This is a genomic window from Archangium minus, from assembly GCF_044360475.1.
GTDB lineage: Bacteria > Myxococcota > Myxococcia > Myxococcales > Myxococcaceae > Archangium > Archangium minus.
In genome coordinates, this window is record NZ_CP043494.1 from 8,283,430 (window position 1) to 8,306,565 (window position 23,136).

General features: G+C 66.6%; 17 protein-coding genes. All 17 read right to left on the minus strand.

The genetic code is table 11. The annotated features are described in order from the left end of the window. Positions 1-8 precede the first annotated feature (8 nt). The 17 genes from F0U60_RS33610 to rplL all read right to left on the minus strand — a co-directional run bounded on the left by F0U60_RS33610 (position 9) and on the right by rplL (position 23,104). The gene (locus tag F0U60_RS33610; RefSeq protein ID WP_395806130.1) at positions 9-545 is read right to left on the minus strand and encodes a prepilin peptidase; all 537 of its coding nucleotides are present in this window, start codon (positions 543-545) and stop codon (positions 9-11) included. A 115-nt stretch (positions 546-660) separates the two neighbouring features. After that, positions 661-1,578 (minus strand): FHA domain-containing protein, encoded by a 918-nt coding sequence (locus tag F0U60_RS33615; protein WP_395825571.1) that lies wholly within the window; start codon positions 1,576-1,578, stop codon positions 661-663. A gap of 61 nt (positions 1,579-1,639) precedes the next feature. Further along, the gene (locus tag F0U60_RS33620) at positions 1,640-3,724 is read right to left on the minus strand and encodes a hypothetical protein (RefSeq protein WP_395806132.1); all 2,085 of its coding nucleotides are present in this window, start codon (positions 3,722-3,724) and stop codon (positions 1,640-1,642) included. Next, positions 3,721-5,031 (minus strand): YncE family protein, encoded by a 1,311-nt coding sequence (locus tag F0U60_RS33625; RefSeq protein ID WP_395806134.1) that lies wholly within the window; start codon positions 5,029-5,031, stop codon positions 3,721-3,723. Before F0U60_RS33625 ends, F0U60_RS33620 begins: the two co-directional genes overlap by 4 nt. A 214-nt stretch (positions 5,032-5,245) precedes the next feature. Continuing rightward, positions 5,246-7,345: a glycine--tRNA ligase subunit beta gene (gene glyS, locus F0U60_RS33630; protein WP_395806136.1), complete on the minus strand. Its 2,100-nt coding sequence runs from the start codon at positions 7,343-7,345 to the stop codon at positions 5,246-5,248. Continuing rightward, complete coding sequence (gene glyQ / locus F0U60_RS33635; RefSeq protein ID WP_395806138.1) at positions 7,335-8,315, minus strand: glycine--tRNA ligase subunit alpha; 981 nt, start codon at positions 8,313-8,315, stop codon at positions 7,335-7,337. The genes glyS and glyQ overlap by 11 nt, the downstream gene beginning before the upstream one ends. A 78-nt stretch (positions 8,316-8,393) precedes the next feature. Next, entirely contained in the window at positions 8,394-9,386 is a 993-nt protein-coding gene (locus tag F0U60_RS33640; protein ID WP_395806140.1) for a carbohydrate kinase, read from the minus strand. A gap of 2 nt (positions 9,387-9,388) precedes the next feature. Further along, entirely contained in the window at positions 9,389-10,123 is a 735-nt protein-coding gene (gene recO, locus F0U60_RS33645) for a DNA repair protein RecO (protein ID WP_395806142.1), read from the minus strand. An 8-nt stretch (positions 10,124-10,131) separates the two neighbouring features. Then, positions 10,132-10,521: a helix-turn-helix domain-containing protein gene (locus F0U60_RS33650; RefSeq protein ID WP_395806144.1), complete on the minus strand. Its 390-nt coding sequence runs from the start codon at positions 10,519-10,521 to the stop codon at positions 10,132-10,134. A gap of 18 nt (positions 10,522-10,539) precedes the next feature. Then, a complete protein-coding gene (gene tgl / locus F0U60_RS33655; protein WP_395806146.1) occupies positions 10,540-11,286 on the minus strand; it encodes a social motility TPR repeat lipoprotein Tgl in 747 nt (248 codons plus the stop codon). A gap of 33 nt (positions 11,287-11,319) precedes the next feature. Continuing rightward, positions 11,320-11,787 (minus strand): social motility and stimulation tgl protein, encoded by a 468-nt coding sequence (locus tag F0U60_RS33660; RefSeq protein WP_395806148.1) that lies wholly within the window; start codon positions 11,785-11,787, stop codon positions 11,320-11,322. A 19-nt stretch (positions 11,788-11,806) separates the two neighbouring features. Beyond that, positions 11,807-12,508: a hypothetical protein gene (locus tag F0U60_RS33665; protein ID WP_395806150.1), complete on the minus strand. Its 702-nt coding sequence runs from the start codon at positions 12,506-12,508 to the stop codon at positions 11,807-11,809. Positions 12,509-12,611: 103 nt separating this feature from the next. Continuing rightward, on the minus strand, positions 12,612-13,355 hold the full coding sequence (locus F0U60_RS33670; RefSeq protein WP_395806152.1) for a lytic transglycosylase domain-containing protein: 744 nt from the start codon (positions 13,353-13,355) through the stop codon (positions 12,612-12,614). Continuing rightward, positions 13,355-13,699, minus strand: a complete 345-nt coding sequence (locus F0U60_RS33675; protein ID WP_395806154.1) for a phasin family protein — start codon at positions 13,697-13,699, stop codon at positions 13,355-13,357. The genes F0U60_RS33670 and F0U60_RS33675 overlap by 1 nt, the downstream gene beginning before the upstream one ends. 294 nt (positions 13,700-13,993) lie before the next feature. Further along, positions 13,994-18,214, minus strand: coding sequence for a DNA-directed RNA polymerase subunit beta' (gene rpoC, locus F0U60_RS33680; RefSeq protein ID WP_395806156.1), 4,221 nt, complete (start codon positions 18,212-18,214; stop codon positions 13,994-13,996). Positions 18,215-18,318: 104 nt separating this feature from the next. Then, positions 18,319-22,545 carry a DNA-directed RNA polymerase subunit beta gene (gene rpoB, locus F0U60_RS33685; RefSeq protein WP_395806158.1) on the minus strand — a complete coding sequence of 1,409 codons (4,227 nt, stop codon included), beginning with the start codon at positions 22,543-22,545 and terminating at the stop codon, positions 18,319-18,321. 181 nt (positions 22,546-22,726) lie between these two features. After that, complete coding sequence (rplL, locus tag F0U60_RS33690; protein WP_395806160.1) at positions 22,727-23,104, minus strand: 50S ribosomal protein L7/L12; 378 nt, start codon at positions 23,102-23,104, stop codon at positions 22,727-22,729. Positions 23,105-23,136 lie beyond the last annotated feature (32 nt).

Sequence of the window (23,136 nt, forward strand, 5' to 3'; positions counted from 1 at the left end):
ATCCGAAACTACCCCAATCTGTCGTGCTGCCACCACATGGCCCAGAAAGTACCCAGCGCGATCGCCACCCCATACGGGATGTGGCGTCGCGGCCCGCTCACCGCGCCCTCTTGCATCAGCCGGACACGTACGGCCCAGCGCCTCAGCATGTGACCGAGCGTCTCCCAGATGGCGCCCTGCCACAGCAGTGTCACCACCGCCTGGAGCGCCCCCACCAGGGAGATGAAAGCCGCCGCCGCCATCACCGCGGGAAAACCCAGCACCGCCCCCACGCCCCCCATCAACTTCACGTCGCCCCACCCCATCGTCCCGCGCAGCGCCGCCGGGAGCAGCAGCAGCGCCAGACCCACCCCGGACACCACGCCACTCACCAGCCCTGTCTCCAGGTCACCCACACCCTCCGTCCACACGCGCACGCCCAGCGCCACCGCCATCAGCGGGTACGTGACGACGTCCAGGATCTGGCGGCGCAGCACGTCCGTGGCCACCGAGATCACCAGCGCCACTCCCAGGAGGCTCCAGAGCGCGATGTGTGAGGGAGTCATCGAAAACCCACCCCCCTGGAAGAGGAAGCGGGTTTTGGAAATAAATCAGGGAGGGCCGCTCTCCGTCAATTGGCGAACAGCCCGTTCCCCTGCTCTTTGCGTGAAGGAGCCGCTCTCAGGCGTAGGAGAGCCGCACCCGCTCGCTGCAGATGAAGTACTCGTCGCCGTCTTCAATCTTGCGGCGCTTGATGCGCTGCTTGTTGAACCAGGTGCCGTTGGACGAGCCCAGGTCCTCGATGAAGAAGTCGTCGCCCTCGCGGACGATGACGGCGTGCTCGCGCGACACCTTGCCGGAGTTGATCATCAGGTCGCAGTGCTTGCCGCGACCGATCACAAACCGCTCCTTGGTGATGGTCTGGGGCTCGGCGTTGTCCATGGTGAGGATGAGCGCACCCGCGCCGGGCTCGTCCATGGGCTCGTCGTCCAGGGGCTCGTCCTCGGGCAGCGGCTCGTCCTCGAGGGACTCGTCCTGCGCGGCCATGTCCATGCCGGAGTCGTCGGAGTCCTCGGGTAGCGGCTCCTCGTCGATCTCCTCGCGAGGCTCGCTGTTCTTGCCCTTGATGAGGCGCTCGAGCTCGGCGGCCGTCTCCAGGACACGCTCGGCCACCTCTCGGCGGGCGGGATCATTGTCCAGGGCATTGGCGGGAGGACGCTCCTCGGCGCGCGCGGAGGGCCGCTGCGGAGCCGGGGCAGGCAGCGGCGTGTCGTCCCGGAGCGCCGGGGGCGGCGACTTGGCGGACGCCCCCCCACTGACGGGCTGCAACACGGGCGGGGCAGCTCTGGCGACGGCGGGCGCCACGGCCGGAGCGGCGGCACGCGAGGCCACCCCCGCGCTCGGGGCCGGAGCCGGAGCCTCGGTGCGACCCGGCCGCGCCACCTCAATGAAGCCGTTGAGGCGGGCGAACATGAACAGCGCCTGATTGATGAGCGCGTCGCGATCCGAGCCCATCTGCTGGGCCATGTCTTCGTAGGTCTCCCACAGGTGGTCGGCGATGCCTACCTTGCGGGCGGGGCGGGAGTTCTGGTCGATCATCTGTCTTGACTCGCTCATCCAGGTGTCCCGGACGATATCAGAGCCGTCCAGGGACGCGAAATCACTGATAGGAGAACAATCCCCGGCTGTTGGCCACGCCCGCGTCGATGTCGGTCAGGTCCACCTGCAGGATGCCATCGGCCGAGGGATAAACGATGTACGCGTAGTCCTCTTCTCCCACCTTCGCGTGCACCACGGGGCCCGGCAGCCGGTAGTTATAGAAGTCACTGGCATTCACAGTGTCCACCGTGATGACGTACGGGAAGAAGTGGGGGTCGGTGATGACCCGGTAGAAGTCCCCTCGGGCCATGCCATCGGCCACGCGATCCACGCGGAGGTACACCTGGGTGGCCTCGGTCTGCCCCTGGTAGCCCGGCGGGTGGAAGAAGTACGAGCCCCTGCTGGAGTACTCGTCACGCAGCCCCAGGCGATCGAGGTAGGCCCCGCTGCTATTCGTGAGGACCAACCGCTGGTTTCCTCCCGCCCGAACCTCGAACGCCGTGTAGTTGGCGCAGGCGGTCGGAACGGGACCCGAGGGCACCAGGACAAAAGTCCCACGCTCGGTCGTCTCCTGTACCGCGGTCACCTGCAGCGGATCGGCGCACGGCTGCTGCCCCTCGCCACCCGGCAACAGGACAATGATGTCCCCAGGCTGCACGAACACCTCTTCATCAGGCGCGGGCCCGCGCGCAGAGGACACCACGAAGGGAGAGCTCTCCGCTTCGCGAGCCTGAGGCACCACGGGCAGAATGCCTTCGTACGTCAGGAAGAACGTCTGGTTCCGGGTGACGCCGTACGTTCCCTCGAAGTAGATGTCACCCGTCACGCCCTGGTTGGCGCCCTGGACGTTGAAGCGCTCGGCCGTGGCCGTGGCCGTGTTCACCGTCTGCCCGTTGGCCGTGTCCCAGCTCGCGGCCACGTTGAAGGGCGTCAGCCTCGCCGCGTCGAAGAAGAGCACCTGCCCGTTGGAGAGCGGCACGATCCCCAGCAGCTCGACAGTGACGTCTCGCTGGGTGGTCTTGCTCGGGTCCGCCGGATTCACGCGGTCGGAGGGCTCGCCCCCCTGGAGACCCAGCTTCGTTCTGGTGGAGAGCGACAGGCCCATGGGCAGGCCGGACCCGGCGCTGAGGGTCAGCATGGGGTACCCGGTGACATCCTGGGCCACCGTGCCCGATGCGACATCCACCGCCAGTACGCCCGTGCACTGGGACGGGCCGCTGCAGCTGGATGCATCGAGCACACCAAAGATGCGCTGACCGGCCTGCAGCGTCACGTCGTTGTTCTGCGCGTTCTTGTAGACCACCCGCCCATGGGTGGCCAACTGGAGCACCTGGGCGCCGAAGTTCAGGTCACGCAGCTCCTTGGTCACCAAGTTCACCACGTAGCTCTTCCCCTGGATCGTACTCCCAGCCGCGGTACGCGTGGACACCGCGAGCTCTCCGGGCCGGGGCATCACGAGGATGGAGCTCACGGCCACGTTGGAGGGCAGCGCCACGTCCAGCCGCTCCGCGACCAGCGGGGTCTCCGCGTTGAGCGCATCCGGATTCGGCAGTTGCACCTGCCACAGGCGAGCCCCGGAGACCTCTTGGGTGGCGTAGTAGAGCGTGCTGCCGCCCTCCGCCTGCCCCTCGGCAGCCGGGAGCGCGAGTGCCGCAAAGGCCGTCACAGGACCCGTGGAGCGGGCCGCCGGGTCCGGCAGGTGTGCGGTGAGCTGCCTCGTGTCCAGCCGCCGCAGCTCGCTCAAGCGTGTGGGGGCCGCGCCCACGACGGAGATCTCCGTCGAGCCGCTGCTGCGCGCGTACACGTAGGAGCCGGTCACCTCATCATCCGGCTCGGTATCGGTATCCTCCGTCCCATCGACGTAGCGCACATCCCGCGTGAGCGCCTGGGGCCGCTGCAGCACCGGTATGGAAAGCGCCTCGAGCGGGTTGGGGGCGCGGACGAACCGCCGCTCATCCGCGTCATCGGCGAGCGAGAGCACGCGCAGTTCGTCGTTATCCGCCGACGTGACGAACAGCATCCGCCCCACCAGGGCCAGATCATACGTCCCCGCCAACCCCACCGACTGGTAGTACTCCTGCGTCTCGGTGCAGGCGGACAGCAGCGCCCCGGCCACGACCATCAACGACACGATAAAGCGCTTCACTGCTGAACCTCCTGGCACGACGAGGCGTCCAGATCCTGCCGGGCACCGATATGGGCCACCAACCGAGCCAGCTGTGGGCTGTCGAGATCCGGGATGTCGATCACCGAGATGCGCCCATCCCCAAAGTTGCTGACGAAGACACGTGCCGCGTTGTCCAGCTTCTGCACGGCGAGCCCGAACGGCTGGGGCGGCGATTGAGTCCCCTCCGGCTCGCCCACTGACACCTGCGCGACGACCTGGCCCACGTCCGGGTCATAGATGGCCAACACGCCGGCGGTGCTGCAGGACACCAGCACCAGCTCACCGTGAGTCCCGCCACGAGACACCAACGCAATCTCGGTGGGACCGGTCGGCAGAGGCACCGAGCCCACCGCGTTGAGGCTGGGAACGTCCGAGTTGAGGCCCGCCACGTTCACAGTCACCAGGGAGTCCGGGGAGCGCACGGTCACATACAGCCGCCCGGTACTGGCCGCCGCGCCCGGCTCATTGGTGACGAGCGCGATGCCTCGTGCCTCCTGGGCGGCGAAGCCCAAATCCACCCCAGGATCCACGATCCGGTTCGTCTTCTTGTCCAGCACGCGCACCAGGAACCGCCGGGCGTCCGCGGAGCTCGTCACGCCCGCCGCAGGCCTCCCGGAGACGAACACATACCGCTCACTGGCAACCACCGAGTTGCTGCCCCCCAGGGGCAGCCCGGGGATGTCCAGGGAGAAGAAATCCGAGCTCGAGACGCTCGGCGTATCACCAGGCAGGCGCACCACGTACGACGCGTAGTTGCCCAGCGACCGCTCGGGCGAGTCCGCGGGGTTCAGGTGCGTCACCCAGACGGACCCCGCGGTATCCACGGAGATGCCGAAGGGAGCAGGCGCACGAGGCAGATCTTCGGTCTGCCCCGAGAGGTTCTGGGTGAGCGACACTGCGCCCTGCGTCAGGCAGTTGTCGCTGTTCTCGGTGCCCGCGCAGGCCAGCCGCGTGGGCTCCTTGATGTCGATGTAGTGGACCTGGTCGCCGTCCGCTCGGGCAGGCACGAAGAGCCGGGGGCTGTCACCCTCCCGGAGTGCCATCTCTCCCGCGTAGCTCTGGATGTAGACGCGCGCTCCCGGCGCGAGGTTGAGCTGCTCGAGCGTGGCCGGCTCGGCCGTGGCGTCCGAGTACGAGCCAAGGGGCAGCAGTCCCCTGCCTTGAGCGTCGGGACCCAACTGGTCCAGGTTCACCGCCATCACGGTACCGTGGTCGTAGCACCGGTCGAAGTTGGCGCTCGACACGTAGAGCACGCCGTTGGTCGAACCGGGGGCCGAGCGATACACGAGGCCGCTCGGATAAACGAAACGGTCTGACGGCGGCGGCCGCGGATCGGTTTCGGAGCAGGCGACGAAAAGGAGCGCGAGACTGGGCAGAAGGGGGCGCATGGAAGGGGGGCGGAGTGTAGAAACCACTCTACCGCCGGGCAACTACAAAGGACCCCGGCTATTCCCTACCCACCACACGCCCCCCGTCGAGGCTGACTGCTCTCCAGCCTGCTCAGGCTTCCGACTGGATCTTCGAGAAGTCGGCCACCTGGTTGAACAGCGTGCCGATCTCCGTGAGGAGCCGGATACGGTTCTCGCGCAGCGCCTTGTCCTCGGCCATCACCATGACCTTGTCGAAGAAGATGTCCACGGTGGGCTTGAGGCCGGTGATCTCCTTGAGGGCGCCGGAGAAGTCATCGGCCTTGACCTGGTCGGCCACGCGGTTGCGTGCCTGGACATAGGCCGAGTGGAGCTGGCGTTCGGCATCGTCCGTGAGGCGCTGGGAGTCGACCCCGCCGCGAGACACGTCCTTACCCTGCTTCTCGACGATGTTGACCACGCGCTTGAAGGCCGCCGCGAGGGGCGCGAAGTCCGCCTGGCCCACGATGCTGGCGAGCGCCTGCAACCGCTTCTGCGCAGCCACGAGATCGTCGTAGCCGGCGGACAGCACCGCCTCCACCACGTCCGTGCGGTACTGCTCCGTCCACAGCGCCTTGAGACGGCCGCGGAAGAACTCGAGCACCTGCTCGCGAGGCGCGGGCTCACCGGCCTTGCGCTTGATGTTGGCGATCTTCGGCCCGAGCTGCTCCAGCGCCGCGTCCACCGCCTGAGAGAGGGAGAAGCGGTAGCCGCGACCCAGGACGATGCGGATGACGGACAAGCACGCGCGCCGCAGGGCGAACGGGTCCGCTGCGCCGCTGGGGCCCTTGCCGATGGCGAAGATGCCACACAACGTGTCCAGGCGGTCCGCCAGGCCAATGAGGGCTCCGGCGTCCTGCGTGGGCAGCGAGTCCTCGGCGGTGCGCGGCAGGTAGTGCTCGAAGATGGCCAGGGCCACCGCCTCCGGCTCACCGCTGGCGCGGGCGTACTCGCGGCCCATGACGCCCTGGAGCTCGGGGAACTCGCCCACCATGCCGGTGATGAGGTCCGCCTTGGCCAGGGTGGAGGCGCGCTCGAGGGTGGACTGGAGGCCGCTGTGGCCCGTCCACCCGGCCAGCTTCACCGCCAGAGAACGGAAACGCTCCACCTTCTCGGCGTAGCTGCCGAGCTGACCCTGCCACACCACGCGCGCCAGCTTCTCCGTGCGGGCCTCGAGCGGCGTCTTGCGGTCCTCGTCGAAGAAGAAGCGCCCATCCGCGAGACGCGCGCGCAGCACGCGCTGATAGCCACGCAGGGAGAGGTTCACGTCGCGCACCGGCGTATTGGACACGGCGATGAAGCGCGGCAGCAGCTTGCCGTTGCCGTCCACCACGGAGAAGTAGCGCTGGTGGCTCTTCATCTCCTGCACCAGCACCTCGGGAGGCAGCTCCAGGTGCCGCTCCTCGAAGGAGCCCACCACCGGGCTGGGCAGCTCCACGAGGTTGGTCACCTGATCCACCAGGGACTCGTCCTCCATGAGCTTGCCACCCGCCTGCTGGGCCGCCGCGCGCACCTTCTCCACGAGCTGGGCGCGCCGCTTGGTGATGTCCGGCACCACGTTCGCCTTCTCCAGCGCCGGCTCGTAGTCCGAGGGCTTGGAGAGCTCGATGGCCGCAGGCGACAGGAAGCGGTGGCCGTACGTGGTGCGGCCGCTCTTCACGTCACCGAGCACCACCGGCAGCACTTCACTTCCCAGCAGCGCCACCACCCACTGCACGGGGCGCGCGAAGGCCTGGTCCACGTCACCCCAGCGCATCGTCTTGCGGAAGTTGATGCCGTGCACCGCCGTGTGGAGGATGTCCTTGAAGATGTCCGCCGCCGGGCGGCCCTTCTCCTCCACCTTGGCACCCAGGTACTCGCCCTTCGGCGTCTGCACGCGCAGCAGCGCGTCCACGGACACCTTCTGGCTCTCGGCGAACTTCTCCGCCGCCTTGGTGGGCTTGCCGTCCTTATCGAAGGCCGCCTTCGCGCTCGGGCCGAGCACCTCGCGGGTGATGTCCTCACCCCGGTCCGCCACGTCCTTCACCCACACCGCCAGCCGCCGCGGCGTGCCGTAGGTGCGCACCTCTCCGTGCTTCAGCCGCGCCTCGGCCGCGCGCTCGGTGATGACGCGCTTGAGGTCCTCGAGCGCCGGGACGATGAACGACGCGGGGATCTCCTCGGCGCCGATCTCCAGGAGCAGATCACTTGCCACGGGCCACCTCCGCCTCGGCGGGCTTGTTGAGCGTCACGGTCTTCCAGTAGTCGCTGGCCGGCTTGCCCTCGAGCACCGGCGGCTGCTCGCCCACCGTCCAGGGCGTCTTGAGCAGCGGGAAGCCCAGCTTCTCGCGCATCTTCAGGTAGCCCTCGGCGCACAGGCGCGCGTTGTCGCGCACGCGCTTGATGAAGTTGGCGCGCTCCGTCACCGAGATGGCGCCGCGCGCATCCAGCAGGTTGAAGGCGTGCGAGCACTTGAGTGCGTAGTCATACGCGGGCAGCGGCACCTCGCGCTCGATGAGGCGCTTGCACTCCTTCTCGTAGGCGTCGAACAGGCTGAAGAGCATCTGCGGGTCCGACTCCTGGAAGGCGTACCGGCTCATCTCCACTTCGTTGGCGTGGAAGACCTCGCGGTACTTGACGCCCTTGACCCACTCGATGTCGTAGATGTTCTCGACGTTCTGCAGGTACATGGCGATGCGCTCGAGGCCGTACGTCAGCTCCGCCGAGACGGGCCGGCACTCGAAACCGCCGCACTGCTGGAAGTAGGTGAACTGGGTGATCTCCATCCCGTCGCACCACACCTCCCAGCCGAGACCCCAAGCGCCCAGGGTGGGCGACTCCCAGTCGTCCTCGACGAAGCGGATGTCGTGCTCGAGCGGATCGATTCCGAACGCACGGATGGAGTCCAGGTAGAGCTGCTGGACGTTCTTGGGCGCGGGCTTGAGGATGACCTGGAACTGGTGGTGCTGGAACAGGCGGTTGGGGTTCTCGCCGAAGCGGCCGTCGGCGGGGCGCCGCGAAGGCTGCACGTAGGCCACGTTCCAGGGCTCAGGGCCCAGGGCACGCAGGAAGGTGGACGGGTGCATGGTGCCCGCGCCCACCTCGAGATCATAGGGCTGGGAGATGATGCATCCCTGCTTGGCCCAGTGGTTCTGGAGGGTGAGGATCAGATCCTGGAAGTACATGACGCCGCGGACCCTAGTGATGGGGTCTGGGAGCGTCAAGGACAGCAGTCAGGCTCCGTGTCCAGCCAACAGAGTCGCTCAGGAGTCCGGGCCCAGGAGCCATCGGGGCAACACATGGGCCACCTCGTCCCGGTGAGGCAGGCCCGTCACGGCACCGAGGTGCTCCACCACTCGGGAGCCTACGGCGCAGCCGAACGTGGCCAAGGACTCCAGGTCCTCGCGCGAGGCCTCCGCCAGCTGCGCGGCATCCGCGTACCGCCGGGAGAGCCCTCGAAGGAACGCCGAGGTGAAGCCATCCCCTGCCCCGGTGGTGTCCACGACCTGAGCCCGAGGCGAAGGCACTTGGACCACCTCCCCCCGCCAGAGGAAGACGGCGCCCGCCTCGCCCAGCGTCACCACGGGCAGCGTCACCCCCCGCCCCGCCAGGTACCGCAGGGCCTCCTCGGGTGCCGACTGGCCGGTGGCGAAGGCCACCTCTTCCTCGGAGAGCTTCACCACGGAACACCGCGGCAACAGGTGCTCGAGGATCCCACGCAGCACCTGCGGATCCTCCCAGGCGTGGATGCGGATGTTGGGATCGCAGCTCACGATTCGCCCCGCCGCGCGAGCAGTGTCCACGGCGCGAAGAATCGCCGAGCGGGCCTCGGGCAGCGCGAGCGAGTTCGTCCCGAAGTGCACCACCCGCGCGCGAGCGAGGAAGGCCGGGTCCACGTCGCGCTCGCCCAGCAGGAACTCAGCCGAGCGCGTACGGAAGTAGGTGAAGCTGCGCTCGCCCTGCGCATCGAGCGAGATGAAGACCAGCCCCGTCTTGGCCTCGGCCGTCTGGCGCACGTGGCTGACGTCCACGCCTTCGGCCGCGAGGCGCTCGCGCAGGAAGTGGCCGAACTCGTCCTCGCCCACCACGCCCACATAGGCCGAGCGGCCGCCCAGCCGCGCCACTCCCACGGAGACATTGGCCAGAGAGCCGCCAATGGAGGGCCGCCACGCCGACACCGCGCGCACCCGCCGGCCGGACTCCGCCGGGAGGAAGTCCACCAGACACTCCCCCACGCACACCACATCCAAGTCCATGGTCAGTCCAAGCCCACCTGGGCCATGAAATCCACGCTCTTCAGGCGGCGGCCGAGGTGGTGAGCAATGAAGACGTTGAGCACCCCCCGCGCCCGAGCCCGGAGCTCCGGAGGAAGCGGGGTGCGCTGTCCCTCCTGTAGCGCTCGGAGCCCGGACAGCAGCTCCACGGGCACGGCCACCGCATCGCGGGCTCGGCCCGAGCAGGGCTCGCACACCGCACCGCCGTGGGCTTGATCAAAGCGCGGCCGCTCGCCTGGCCGGCCGCCGCACAATGCGCACGAGTCGAAGCGCGGCATCAACCCAGCCTGGGCCAGTGCCGACAGCTCGAAGGCCAGCAGCGAGGTGGGCCCGGCCTCCTTCGCGTCCAGCTTTTGGAGATAGTCCTCCAGCAGCTCGAAGAGCTCCGGGTGCGGCTCATGGTCGCGCGTCAGCTCGCGGCACAGCTCCACCGCGTAGAGGGCACGGGCGATGAGGGGCAGGTCCGAGCGCGCCTCGTAGTAGCCGGCCATGATGTCGGCGGAGTCCAGGCGCACCGTGGAGCCGCGAGTCTCCACCAGCTGCACGCGCAGCCGCATGTAGGGCTCCAGCGCGCCGGCGAAGCGCCGCTTGCTCTTGCGAGCCCCAGCCGCGAAGGCCGTCAGCTTGCCGTGTTCGCGCGTGAGGAGCGTGACCAGCCGGTCAGCTTCCCCGTAGTCCACCGTGGAGAGGACCAGCGCCTCGTCGACGAAACGCTCCATGGTCTCACTCAACGCGGGAGAGGGTTGGGAACCTTCCCGCTCATCACCAAGGCCACGTACGCCCCCACGCCGAGCGCCACCAGCAGCAGCACCCCGAGCACCAGCCAGGCCCGCCGCCGCCGCTCCCGCTCCAACACCACGGGGCTTGGCTCTGGCGTCGCCTTATCCACCTCCTCAAAGCGGAGGACAGCCTCCTCGGGCGCCAGTCCGATGACGGTGGCGTAGGCGCGGATGTAGTTGACGACGAAGACGCGCGAGGGCAGCCGCTCCACCTGCCCTTCCTCCAGGGCGGCGATGAGGCTCGGAGAAATCTTCGTCACGCGCGACACCTCGTCGCGGGACAGGCCGCGCAACTCGCGCTGCTGGGACAGGTATTTGCCGAATTCGACGTGGTCCACGGCGATGGGACTCTCTGGTTACAAGGCCTCGAGCAGCCTGCGGCAGTCGTCCTTGAGATCCTGGCTCTTCGCCTTGGCCTCGCAGGCGGTAAAGCTCTGCCGCGCCTCCTCCATCTTACCTTGCTTCACCTGGCAGGCGCCCTCCCGCAGGTAGGCATCCGCCACGTCCGGGCAGGCCTCACGATAACGGCCAAAGTAGCGACACGCCTCGGAAACATCCCCCGTCTCGTCATAGATGATTCCCAGGTTCTTGTAGCCCAGGCAGAAGCCGGGGTTGGTCGTCACCGCGGCCTTGATGCTCTTCAGGCCACGCTCCAGCTCCCCCTTCTTGTAGAGCGCCCACCCCATGTTGCCCTGGGCGATGAAGGGCGTGGAGTACAGCATGTCGTTGAGGGCCTCTTCGTACAGCTTGATGGCCTCGTCGTAACGCGACTGAGACAAGTAGACGTTGGCCAGGTTCGTCTTGACCTCGGAGAAGTTCGGGCGCAGCTCCAGGGCCTTCTTGTAGTGCGAAATGGCCTGCTCCGGCCGGTTGAAGGCCATGTGCAGGAGGATGGCGATCGCGTTGTGCGCCTCCGGGTACTCTGGATCCAGCTCCAACGACTTCTGCAGCTCCTTGTAGGCCTCCTGCACGTTGCCCGCCTGCTGGGCTTGCAGGCCGAGCTCGTAATGAATCTCGGCGCCTTGGCGCTCCTTCTCGGAGGGGACGTGCTTACAGCCCATCAGGGCGAGCGCGAGGAGCCAGGCGGGGTGAAGGCGAAGCATGGTGGTGGATCTCGTGACAGCGTGAGGGTTCAGTCAAAAGGAGGACAACAGGCGGCCCAGGTTCGTCGAAGCCGTGCGCTTCTCGTCGGCGCGGCTCTTGGCGGCGCCCGGCACCAGCTTCGGGTCCTTGTAGAACACGGGCAAGGTCTTGAGCATCTCGTCCTGGCGCGTGACGGGTTGGGCGCGAAAGTTCGCGTTGTCCATCATGAAGCCCATGGACTCCACGAAGGCGAGCGCCTCGGCCTCATCCTGCTGGTACTCCTCCTGGCTCGCGGTGCGCCGGCCGGGGACGTACACCGCGCAGTCCTGGGACTCAGACAGGTAGAGGTAGATGAAGACGGCGAAGCCGCCCGAGCCGCGCAGGCCCAGCACGAAGGCCTGCGCTGGCCCTGCCGGCTTGCCGGGAATGGCCAGGTGGGGCGAGTTGATGGACTGGTACAGCGCCAGGACCTGCTCGCGGCTGGCCGGCAGGCCTCGGAACCGCTCATCAATGGAGAACACGTTCGGCGCTACCCCCGCGCTACCGCGTGGTGAGGGTGAACTCCTCGGACAGGTCTTCCGTCTCCGCCGCGGTGCGCTGGAAACGGATGAGCGGGTTGTCGATCATCACGTTGCCGCCGCCCTCATTGCCCTCGCCGATGATGACCTTGAACACGTGCTGGGGAGATTCGCTCCGTCGCGAGTCGGCCGCCACTTTGTGCGCCATCATCGTCACGGTGTTCTTCCCCGGCAGCAGGTAGCGGGTGAGCTCCGTGATGACCTGCTCCTCACCGTTGCGCAGCTTGCGCACCCACTTGGAGTTGATGAACAGGTCGATGTCGTACTCCGTCATTCCCGGCGCGGACTGCTCTGTCGCGAGCCAGTAGCGCCGGGTGATGCGCGCTGGGGCGGTGGCCACCGGGGCGGGCGCGGGGGCCGGAGCCGGAGTCGCTACCGGGGTGGTGGGAGCCGGGGCCGGAGCCGGACTGGTCACAGGGGCGGGCGTCACAGGCACGTGCTTCGCGGGGACGGCCATGGCAGGGGGAGCGTTCACCACCTTCACGGCGTAACTAGGCGCCTCGATGTGAACGTTGCCTTGCTCGTCGATGCGGACGTTGGTGACCTTCTCGAACTTCTGATTGGTCACCCCATCGATACGGACACCGTTGAGGTACACCGAGCCGGCGAGGGCCGAGACCGGCAGCAAGGCCGTGAGGGCGAGAGCAGAGATGACGCGGCGCATGATAAGGACTCCTCAGGTGTCAGAGCGATAGCGCACCCGACCGGGGTGGACAAGCGCGCGTCACCGGGAGACCTGGGCGGCCGCCAGGAAATTCAGCCGCCTGCTAGGGAGCCTTCTCTTCGGGGGACTTCTCCAGGGCCTCTCGCTGAGCGAGCGCCCAGTCGCCCCCAAGCCCCTCCCCTTCCCGGAAGCGCCTGAAATCGCGGCGCACCAGTCGGGGGTAGCGGCGGAAGGTGTCCAGCTCGCCTGCCTTCTTGGCCTGCCAGATGCGGGTGGGGCCGGCGTTGTAGGCCATGAGCGCCAGGTCCAAGTCGCCGAAGCGGTCGTTCAGGGTCCGCAGGTAGCGGATGCCCAGGCGCACACCCAGCGCCGGATCCGAAGCCACCTCCTCGCGAGACAGGCGCAGCCCCTCCTTCTCCGCGAGGAAGTGCAGGGTGCTGGGCTTGATCTGCATCAGCCCTCGAGCGCCCTTCTCGGAAACGGCCTCCTCCGTGAAGTCCGACTCCACGTCGATGATGGCCAGGATCAGCAGCGGATCATACCCAGCCCGACCAGCCTCCTCGGCGATGGCATGGACGATCTGCCGGCGCAGGGTGAGACCCAGTTCCGGGGCTCGCTTGGCCAGCACCGCGTCAATGAGCGCGGCGTCAGGCGGAGTCGCCTCGAAACGCGAGGACTCGACAACAGGCAGCACGTCGGTCGGAGCAAACAAGGGAACCGCCCGGGCCGACAGCACCAGCGCCACCCCCGCGACCAGGGGCAGCTTTCCACACCCGGAACCGAGCACGTACAACCAGCGGAACAGCCCCTCCCCGCGCCGCCCTCCTGGAGCGGTGGGGGTCGGCATCACTTGCGCTGCCCCAGCGCGTCGATGCGCTCGGCGAGTCGACTCAGCCGCGCCTCGATGTCCTGGATTTCATCCCGGCGCGGAATCTTGAAGTGCACGAGGGCGCGTCGGACACCCTCCTCCACATTGTGCTCCAGATCCTTGCGGTGACCCGTCAATCGATCCGTCAGCAGTCGGCCCTGGCGGATCATCTCTTCCTGGCTCCACCCCGCCAGCTCGGCGACGCGCTGCACCGTACGCGCGGCCTCGTCCTCGGCGGTGGACACCGCCAGCAGTGCCTGGCTCCACACCCGCTCAAACGTCTCCGCGAGCGGATGCTTCTGCGGGGTCTCCTGCTTGTCCATGCAACGCTCTCCAGCACGGCTGTCCGGACCCGAGGCCCGGGACAGCGGGGGTAAGGGCAATCGAGGTAATCACACACCTCGATTGAAGGAAACGCCACTCACACTCGCCCGCCTGCTCCCTGCGTCCACTGCTGGATGTTCGCCCGGGACTCCGGGTCGACCTCCGCGGTTCCTCCCGAATTAGTGCACCGGTACGTCACCCGTCAAGCTGTGAAACCGTAAAGAGCCGAAAAGAAAACCGCCACCCTGGAAAACCAGAGTGGCGGTTGGAGACTTCAAGACAGCGGGTGCGGACTAGGCAGCACCGCTGGTCTGGGAGCCCTCGGAGCGACCGCCGGCGGGCGGCAGGGTCGGAGCGACGTCGTCGCCGTGGGTGGCGGCCAGGGCGGCCTCCATCTCGGAGATCTCGTCGGCGGGGCTCTCCACCTCGATGTCGAGGTACTTGTAGTTGGGCAGACCCGTACCGGCGGGGATGAGGCGGCCCATGATGACGTTCTCCTTGAGGCCGCGCAGGTAGTCCACCTTGCCGTTGATGGCGGCCTCGGTGAGCACCTTGGTGGTCTCCTGGAAGGAGGACGCCGAGATGAACGACTCGGTGGAGAGCGAGGCCTTGGTGATGCCGAGCAGCAGCGGCTCGCCGACGGCGGGACGCTGGCCCTGCGCCATGACCTTCTCGTTCTCCTCCTCGAACACATACTTCTCGACCTGCTCGTCGACGAGGAAGCTGGTGTCGCCCACGTCGGTGACGCGCACGCGGCGGAGCATCTGCCGGACGATCACCTCGATGTGCTTGTCGTTGATCTTCACGCCCTGGAGTCGGTAGACCTCCTGCACCTCATCCACCAGGTAGCCCGCGAGAGCCTTCTCGCCGAGCACCTTGAGGATATCGTGCGGGTTGGCCGAGCCGTCCATCAGCGCCTCGCCGGCCTTGACGCGGTCGCCGGCGTGCACGCTGATGTTCTTGCCCTTGGAGATCAGGTACTCCTTGGCCAGGTCGGTGCGCAACTCGCCGCCCACCTCGGGGGTGAGGATGAGCTTGCGCTTGCCCTTGGTGTCCTTGCCGAAGGAGACCACACCGTCGATCTCCGCGATGGCCGCGGCGTCCTTGGGCTTGCGCGCCTCGAAGAGCTCGGCCACGCGGGGCAGACCGCCCGTGATGTCCTTGGTCTTCGTGGTCTCGCGCGGCACCTTGGCGATGACCTCACCGGCGTGGATCTCATCGCCGTCGTTGACGGTGATGATGGAGCCCTGCGGCAGGAAGTAGCTCGCCGGAGCCTTGGAGGAGATCAGGTCCTTGGTGTTGCCCTGCTCGTCGCGGATGGTGATGCGCGGACGGGCCTCGGGGTCCTTGGACTCGACGACCGTCTTACGGCTGAGGCCGGTCACCTCGTCTAGCGACTCGTTCATCGTGACGCCTTCGATGATGTCCTCGAAGCGCACGATACCGCCCACCTCGGTGAGCAGCGGGATGGCGAACGGATCCCACTCGGCCAGCAGGGTGCCAGCGTCGAGCTTCTGGCCCTCCTTCACGAGGATGCGGGCGCCGTAGATGACCTGGTAGCGCTCGCGCTCACGGCCGCTCTCGTCGACGATGACGATCTCGCCGTTGCGGTTCATGGCCACCAGGCTGCCGTCCTTCTTCTGAACCGTGTTGAGGCCGGCGAACTTCACCAGACCCGCGTTGCGGTTCTCGAGGCTGGACTGCTCGGCGCGCCGCGTCGCCGCACCACCGATGTGGAAGGTGCGCATCGTGAGCTGGGTACCCGGCTCACCGATGGACTGCGCCGCGATGACGCCCACGGCCTCGCCGACGGACACCTTGCGACCACGGGCCAGATCACGGCCGTAGCACTCCACGCAGATGCCGCGCTTGGCCTGGCAGGTGAGCACCGAGCGGATCTTCACCTTGTCGAGACCGCTGTTCTCGATGCGCTTGACGCGATCCTCGTCGATCTCCTCGTTGGCGCGCACGAGCACGTCGTTCGTCACCGGATCGAGGATGTCGTCCAGGGCCACGCGGCCGAGGATGCGCTCACCGAGCGCCTCGATGATCTCGCCGCCCTCGACCAGGGCGCCGATGAACAGGCCGTCCATGGTGCCGCAGTCGTACTCGTTGATGATGGCGTCCTGCGCCACGTCCACGAGACGGCGGGTGAGGTAACCGGAGTTGGCCGTCTTGAGGGCCGTGTCCGCCAGACCCTTACGAGCGCCGTGGGTGGAGATGAAGTACTGCAGCACGGAGAGGCCTTCACGGAAGTTGGCCGTGATGGGCGTCTCGATGATTTCACCCGAGGGCTTGGCCATGAGGCCACGCATACCGGCCAGCTGACGAATCTGCTGGGCGCTGCCGCGGGCGCCGGAGTCGGCCATGATGTAGATGGGGTTGAACGACGGCTGCTTGCGCACCTCGCGCTTGCCGTCCTTCTCGCCCACGGCCTCGTCCTGCGAGATCTGCTGCATCATCTCGGCGGCCACCTTCTCGGTGATCTCCGCCCAGATATCGATGACCTTGTTGTAGCGCTCGCCGTCGGTGATGAGACCCTCGAGGTACTGGTTCTCGATCTCCGCGACCTCCTTGCGCGCGAAGTCCAGGAACTCCTGCTTCTTCGCAGGGATGATCATGTCCTTGAGCGCGATGGAGATACCGGCGCGAGTGGCGTTGGTGTAGCCGAGCGACCGGATGCGGTCGGCCAGCAGCACCGTCTCCTTCTCGCCGGTGAGGCGGTAGCAGAGGTCGATGAGGGCGCCGAGCGACTTCTTGTCGAGCACCTTGTTGATGGCGTCGAAGCCCACCTTGCGCGGCACGATGTCCCACAGGAGGACGCGGCCGACGGTGGTCTCCTTGCGCTTGCCCTGGATGCGGCAGACGATCTTCGCCTGCAGGTGCACCTCGCCGTGGTCGTACGCGGCGCGCACCTCGTCCGGGGACGCGAACACGCGGCCCTCGCCGTGGGCGAACTCACGGGCGCGCGTCATGTAGTAGATGCCGAGCACCATGTCCTGCGTGGGGACGATGATGGGCTTGCCGTTGGCGGGGCTGAGGATGTTGTTGGTGGACATCATCAGCACGCGGGCCTCCATCTGAGCCTCGATGGAGAGCGGCACGTGCACGGCCATCTGGTCGCCGTCGAAGTCGGCGTTGAAGGCGGCGCACACCAGCGGGTGGAGCTGGATGGCCTTGCCCTCGATGAGCACGGGCTCGAAGGCCTGCATGCCGAGGCGGTGCAGGGTCGGCGCACGGTTCAGGAGGACCGGGTGCTCGCGGATGACGTCCTCGAGGATGTCCCAGACCTCGGGACGCTCCTTCTCCACCATCTTCTTGGCGCTCTTGATGGTGGTGACGTAGCCCTTCTCCTCGAGCTTGTTGTAGATGAACGGCTTGAAGAGCTCGAGCGCCATGATCTTCGGCAGGCCGCACTGGTGCAGGCGCAGCTCGGGGCCCACCACGATCACGGAGCGACCGGAGTAGTCCACGCGCTTGCCGAGCAGGTTCTGACGGAACCGGCCCTGCTTGCCCTTGAGCATGTCGGAGAGGGACTTCAGCGGCCGCTTGTTGGGGCCGGTGATCGTCTTGCCGCGGCGGCCGTTGTCGAACAGCGCGTCGACGGCCTCCTGGAGCATCCGCTTCTCGTTGCGGATGATGATGTCCGGCGCGTTCAGCTCCTGCAGCCGCTTGAGGCGGTTGTTGCGGTTGATGACGCGGCGGTACAGGTCGTTGAGGTCGGACGTCGCGAAGCGGCCGCCGTCCAGGGGAACCAGGGGACGGAGGTCGGGCGGGATGACGGGGATGACGTCCAGCATCATCCACTCCGGCTTGTTGCCGGACATGCGGAAGGCCTCGGCCACCTTGAGGCGCTTGGCGTACTTCTTCTTCTTGGCCTCCGAGTTGGTCTCGCGCATGTCGCGGCGCAGGTCCTCGGACAGGCGCCCGACATCGATGGACTTCAGCATCTCACGGACGGCCTCACCGCCCATGCCCGCGGAGAAGGAGTCCTCACCGTGCTCCTCGTAGAGCCGGTGGAGCTTCTCCTCGCTGACGAGCTCGCCCCTCTGCAGCGGCGTCGCCTTCGGGTCGATGATGATGTAGCTCTCGCAGTAGAGGACCTTCTCGAGCTCCTTGAGCGTGATGTCGAGCAGGTTGCCGATGCGCGAGGGCAGCGACTTGAGGAACCAGATGTGCGCCACGGGCGTGGCGAGCGTGATGTGGCCCAGGCGCTCACGACGCACCTTGGACTGAATGACCTCCACGCCGCACTTCTCGCACACGACACCACGGTGCTTCATGCGCTTGTACTTGCCGCAGTTGCACTCGTAGTCCTTCACCGGGCCGAAGATGCGGGCGCAGAACAGGCCGTCCCGCTCCGGCTTGAAGGTGCGGTAGTTGATCGTCTCGGGCTTCTTCACCTCGCCGTGCGACCACTGGCGGATCTTGTCCGGCGACGCCAGCGCGATGCGGATGGCGTTGAACGAGAGCGGATCCTTCGGCTTCTCGAAGAAGTTGAAAATGTCCTTCACGTTGCCTCCGAATTTCTTCTGAGCGCCTGAGCGCGAATTCGTTTCACCTGGCCGCCAGCGCCCGCCCGCTCAGGGAGCGGGCGCCGGGGGTCAGGCACGCTGGACTAGGCCTCGGTACCCGTCTTCACGCGGTCCTCGCCGTCGCCGCCACCGAAGTCTCCCGAGAAGGAGCGCTGGCGCTCGGGCGGAGCGCTCTCCAGCAGCTCGACGTCGAGCGCGAGCGACTGGAGCTCCTTGAGGAGCACGTTGAACGACTCGGGCAGACCGGACTCGAGGACGTTGTCGCCCTTGACGATCGCCTCGTACATGCGCGTGCGGCCCACCACGTCGTCGGACTTGACGGTGAGGAACTCCTGCAGCGTGTACGCGGCGCCGTAGGCCTCCATCGCCCACACTTCCATCTCTCCCAGACGCTGGCCGCCGAACTGGGCCTTGCCGCCCAGCGGCTGCTGCGTGACGAGCGAGTAGGGCCCGATGGAACGGGCGTGGATCTTCTCGTCCACGAGGTGGTGCAGCTTGAGCATGTACATGACGCCCACGGTGACGTTCTGGTCGAACGGCTCACCGGTGCGGCCGTCGAAGAGCACCATCTGACCGGTGCGCGGCAGCCGAGCCTCGTCGAAGAGCGAGTGGATCTCCGTCTCGCGAGCGCCGTCGAACACCGGCGTGGCGACATGGATGCCCTTCTTCAGGCGGTAGCACAGGCTCTTGACCTCGTCATCGGACAGCCCGTCCACGAAGTCGCCGAAGGCCTTGTCGTCGTAGACGACCTTCAGCTGCTTCTTGAGGTTCTCGCCGCTGTAGTTCTCCTCGATGTAGCGCTGGAGCTGCTCGCCCACGCCCTTGGCGGCCCAGCCCAGGTGCGTCTCGAGGATCTGCCCGATGTTCATGCGCGAGGGCACGCCCAGCGGGTTGAGGACGATGTCCACCGGACGGCCGTCCTGCAGGTACGGCAGATCCTCCTCGGGGAGGACGCGGGAGACGACGCCCTTGTTACCGTGGCGGCCGGCCATCTTGTCGCCCACGGCCAGCTTGCGCTTGATGGCGACGTACACCTTCACCATCTTGATGACGCCCGGCGGGAGCTCATCGCCCTTCTTGATGCGAGCGATCTTCTCGCCGAAGGCCAGCTTCACGGCCTCGGTGGTCTCCTCCAGGTTGCGGAGGATGTCGCGCAGCTTGCCGTCAAGCGGATCGCCGACGGAGATCTCCGTCCAGTACTTGTAGGGGACGGTGGCCAGCAGCTCGTCGGAGACGATGTCCCCCTTCTTCAGGAGGATCTTGCCCTTGTCGTCCACGAGCTTGCCCTGGATCTCCTTACCCCGGAGCATGGCACGCAGGCGGCCGTAGGCGCTGTCGCGCAGGACCTTGATCTCGTCGTTCTGGTCCTTGAGGAGCTTGGCCTCCTCCATGGACTCGATCTGCTTGGCGCGCTCGTCCTTCTCGACGCCCTTGCGGCTGAACACCTTGGCGTTGATGACGGTACCCACCACGCCGGGGGGCACGCGCAGCGAGCTGTCGCGCACGTCGCCGGCCTTCTCACCGAAGATGGCACGCAGCAGCTTCTCTTCGGGGGAGAGCTGGGTCTCGCCCTTCGGAGTGATCTTGCCCACCAGCACGTCGCCGGGCTTCACCTCGGCGCCGATGCGGATGATGCCGCTCTCGTCGAGGTCCTTGAGGGCCTCCTCACCCACGTTCGGGATGTCGCGGGTGATCTCCTCCTTGCCGAGCTTGGTGTCGCGCGCGATGCACTCGAACTCCTCGATGTGGATGGACGTGAAGACGTCCTCCTTGAGGATGCGCTCGGAGATGAGGATGGAGTCCTCGAAGTTGTAGCCCTGCCACGGCATGAACGCGACGACCACGTTCTGGCCCAGCGCCAGCTCGCCGGTCTCGGTCGCGGGACCGTCGGCGATCACGTCACCCTTCCGCACCCGGTCGCCCTTGCGGACGATGGGCTTCTGGTTGAGGCACGTGTTCTGGTTGGAGCGCTGGTACTTCAGGAGGTTGTAGATGTCGACCTCGCTGGAGATGTCGAACGCGCCCGCGGCGGCGTCGGCCTTCACGACGATGCGGCTGGCGTCCACGCTCTCCACGATACCGTCGCGCCGGGCCACGCAGGTGACGCCGGAGTCGCGGGCCACGATGGCCTCGATACCGGTGCCCACGAGCGGAGCGGCGGTGCGCAGCAACGGCACGGCCTGGCGCTGCATGTTGGAGCCCATGAGCGCGCGGTTGGCGTCGTCGTTCTCCAGGAAGGGAATGAGGGAGGCGGCCACCGACACCAGCTGGTTCGGGGACACGTCCATCAGGTCGACTTCCTCGGCCTTCGCTTGGATGAAGTCACCGCTGCGGCGAGCCGACACGAGGGCGTTGAGGAACTTGCCCTTCTTGTCCGTCTCCGCGTTGGCCTGGGCGATGGTGTGCTTCTCCTCCTCGAGCGCGGAGTAGAAGGCCACGTCGCCCGTCACCACGCCAGCCTCCACCTTCTTGTACGGCGTCTCAACGAAGCCGAACTCGTTGACGCGAGCGAAGGTGGACAGCGACGCGATGAGGCCGATGTTCGGACCTTCCGGCGTCTCGATGGGGCAGATGCGGCCGTAGTGCGTCGGGTGCACGTCGCGCACCTCGAAGCCCGCGCGCTCGCGGGTGAGGCCGCCGGGCCCGAGGGCGGACAGACGACGCTTGTGCGTCACCTCGGACAGCGGGTTCGTCTGGTCCATGAACTGCGACAGCTGGCTGGACCCGAAGAACTCCTTGATGACGGCCGTCACGGGCTTGGCGTTGATCAGGTCGTGCGGCATGAGCGTCTCGATCTCCTGGAGGCTCATGCGCTCCTTGATCGCCCGCTCCATGCGCACCAGACCGATGCGGTACTGGTTCTCCAGCAGCTCGCCCACCGCGCGCACACGACGGTTACCGAGGTGATCGATGTCGTCGATCACACCCTTGCCGTTCTTGAGGTCCACCAGGTAGCGGATGACCTCGAGGATGTCGCGCTTGGTGAGGATCTGCCCGTCGAGCGGCTCCTCGAGACCGAACTTGAAGTTCAGCTTGAGGCGGCCGACCTTGGACAGGTCGTAGCGCTCGGGGTTGAAGAACAGGTTGCTGAAGAGGTTGGTGGCCGTCTCCGGCGTGGGAGGATCACCCGGGCGCAGGCGGCGGTAGATCTCCATGATCGCCTGCTCGGGGGTCTCGATCTTGTCCAGCATCAACGTCTCACGCAGGTAGGGACCCACGTTGAGGTTGTCGATGAAGAGGACCTTGAACTCCTTGATGTCGCGCTTGAGGAGCTCGTCGACCTTGTCCTGAGAGACCTCCTCGTTGCACTCGAGGATGACCTCACCGGTGTTCTCGTCCACCACGTCGTAGGCGGACACCTTGGTGAAGAGCTCGTCCGCGTCGATGGGGAGCGTCTTCATCTTGGCCGCCTCGAGCTTCTTGATGGCGGCGCGGGTGAACTTGCGGTTCTTCTTGACGATGATGTCGCCCGACTTGGTCTTGATATCGCGCGTGGCGCGCTGACCGGGCAACAGCTCCAGCTCCACGGACTTCTCGAAGTCGGTGTTGCTCTGGAGGTAGATGGTCTCCGTGGCGTAGTAGTAGTTGAGGATCTCCTCGGTGGAGCCACGGAACTCCAGCGGGTTCTTCTTGGCGGTGTCGGACACCGCGCCCAGGGCGCGGATGAGCACCGTGGCCGGCAGCTTGCGGCGCCGGTCGATGCGCACGTACAGGATGTCCTTGTGGTCGAACTCGAAGTCGATCCACGAGCCGCGGTACGGGATGATGCGAGCGTTGTAGAGCAGCTTGCCAGACGAGTGGCTCTTGCCCTTGTCGTGGTCGAAGAAGGCACCCGGGCTGCGGTGCAACTGGCTGACCACCACGCGCTCGGTCCCGTTGATGATGAAGGTGCCGTTCTGGGTCATCAGCGGGATTTCCCCGAAGTAGACCTCCTGCTCCTTCACGTCACGGATGGACTGGGCGCCGGTCTCCTCGTCCTTGTCCCAAACGACCAGGCGGACGACGACCTTGATGGGCGCCGAATAGGTCATGCCACGCTGGTGGCACTCATCGACGTCGTACTTCGGCTTCTCTAGATGGTAGCTGACGAACTCCAGCGAAGACGTCTCGTTGAAGTCACGGATCGGAAAGACCGACTTGAAGACCCCCTGAAGCCCGATGTCCTCACGCTTCTCCGGCGGGATGTCAGCCTGGAGGAACTTCTCGTAGGACTGCTTCTGGATGTTGATGAGGTTGGGAATGTCGATGGTCTTCGCGATCTTCGCGAAGGTCTTCCGCACTCGGAAGTTGTTCTGGATCTGCGTCGGCATTCGAACTCCGGGGCGAGCAATCTCTGGCGGGGCGAGATTGAGTAACGCGCAGCGGCAGCGGGAAATTTAGAGATACGGAAAGGGCAAAGCCGGCGCACCCTTTCCGGGCACGCCGGCCTGCTCATCCGGTCAGGAGGCGTCGGGAATTTCCCGAAACGCGACGCCTACCTGAAACCAGCAATTACTTGATGTCGACCTTGGCGCCAGCCGCGGTGAGCTGGTCCTTGATCTTCTTGGCGTCGTCCTTGTTGACGCCCTCCTTGACGGTCTTGGGGGCGCCCTCGACCAGGTCCTTGGCCTCCTTCAGGCCCAGGCCGGTGATGGCGCGGATCTCCTTGATGACGTTGATCTTGTTCGCGCCGGCGTCGGCGAGAACGACGGTGAACTCCGTCTTCTCCTCGACGGGGGCAGCGGCGGCGCCACCAGCGGCCGGGCCAGCGGCCACGGCGACGGCGGCGGCGGACACGCCCCACTTGTTCTCAAGCTGCTTCACGAGCTCGGCGGCCTCCATGACGGTCAGGGAGGAGAGCTGGTCAACGAGCGAATTCAGGTCAGCCATTTCAATGTCCTTCTTTCGACTTCTAGCGGCCT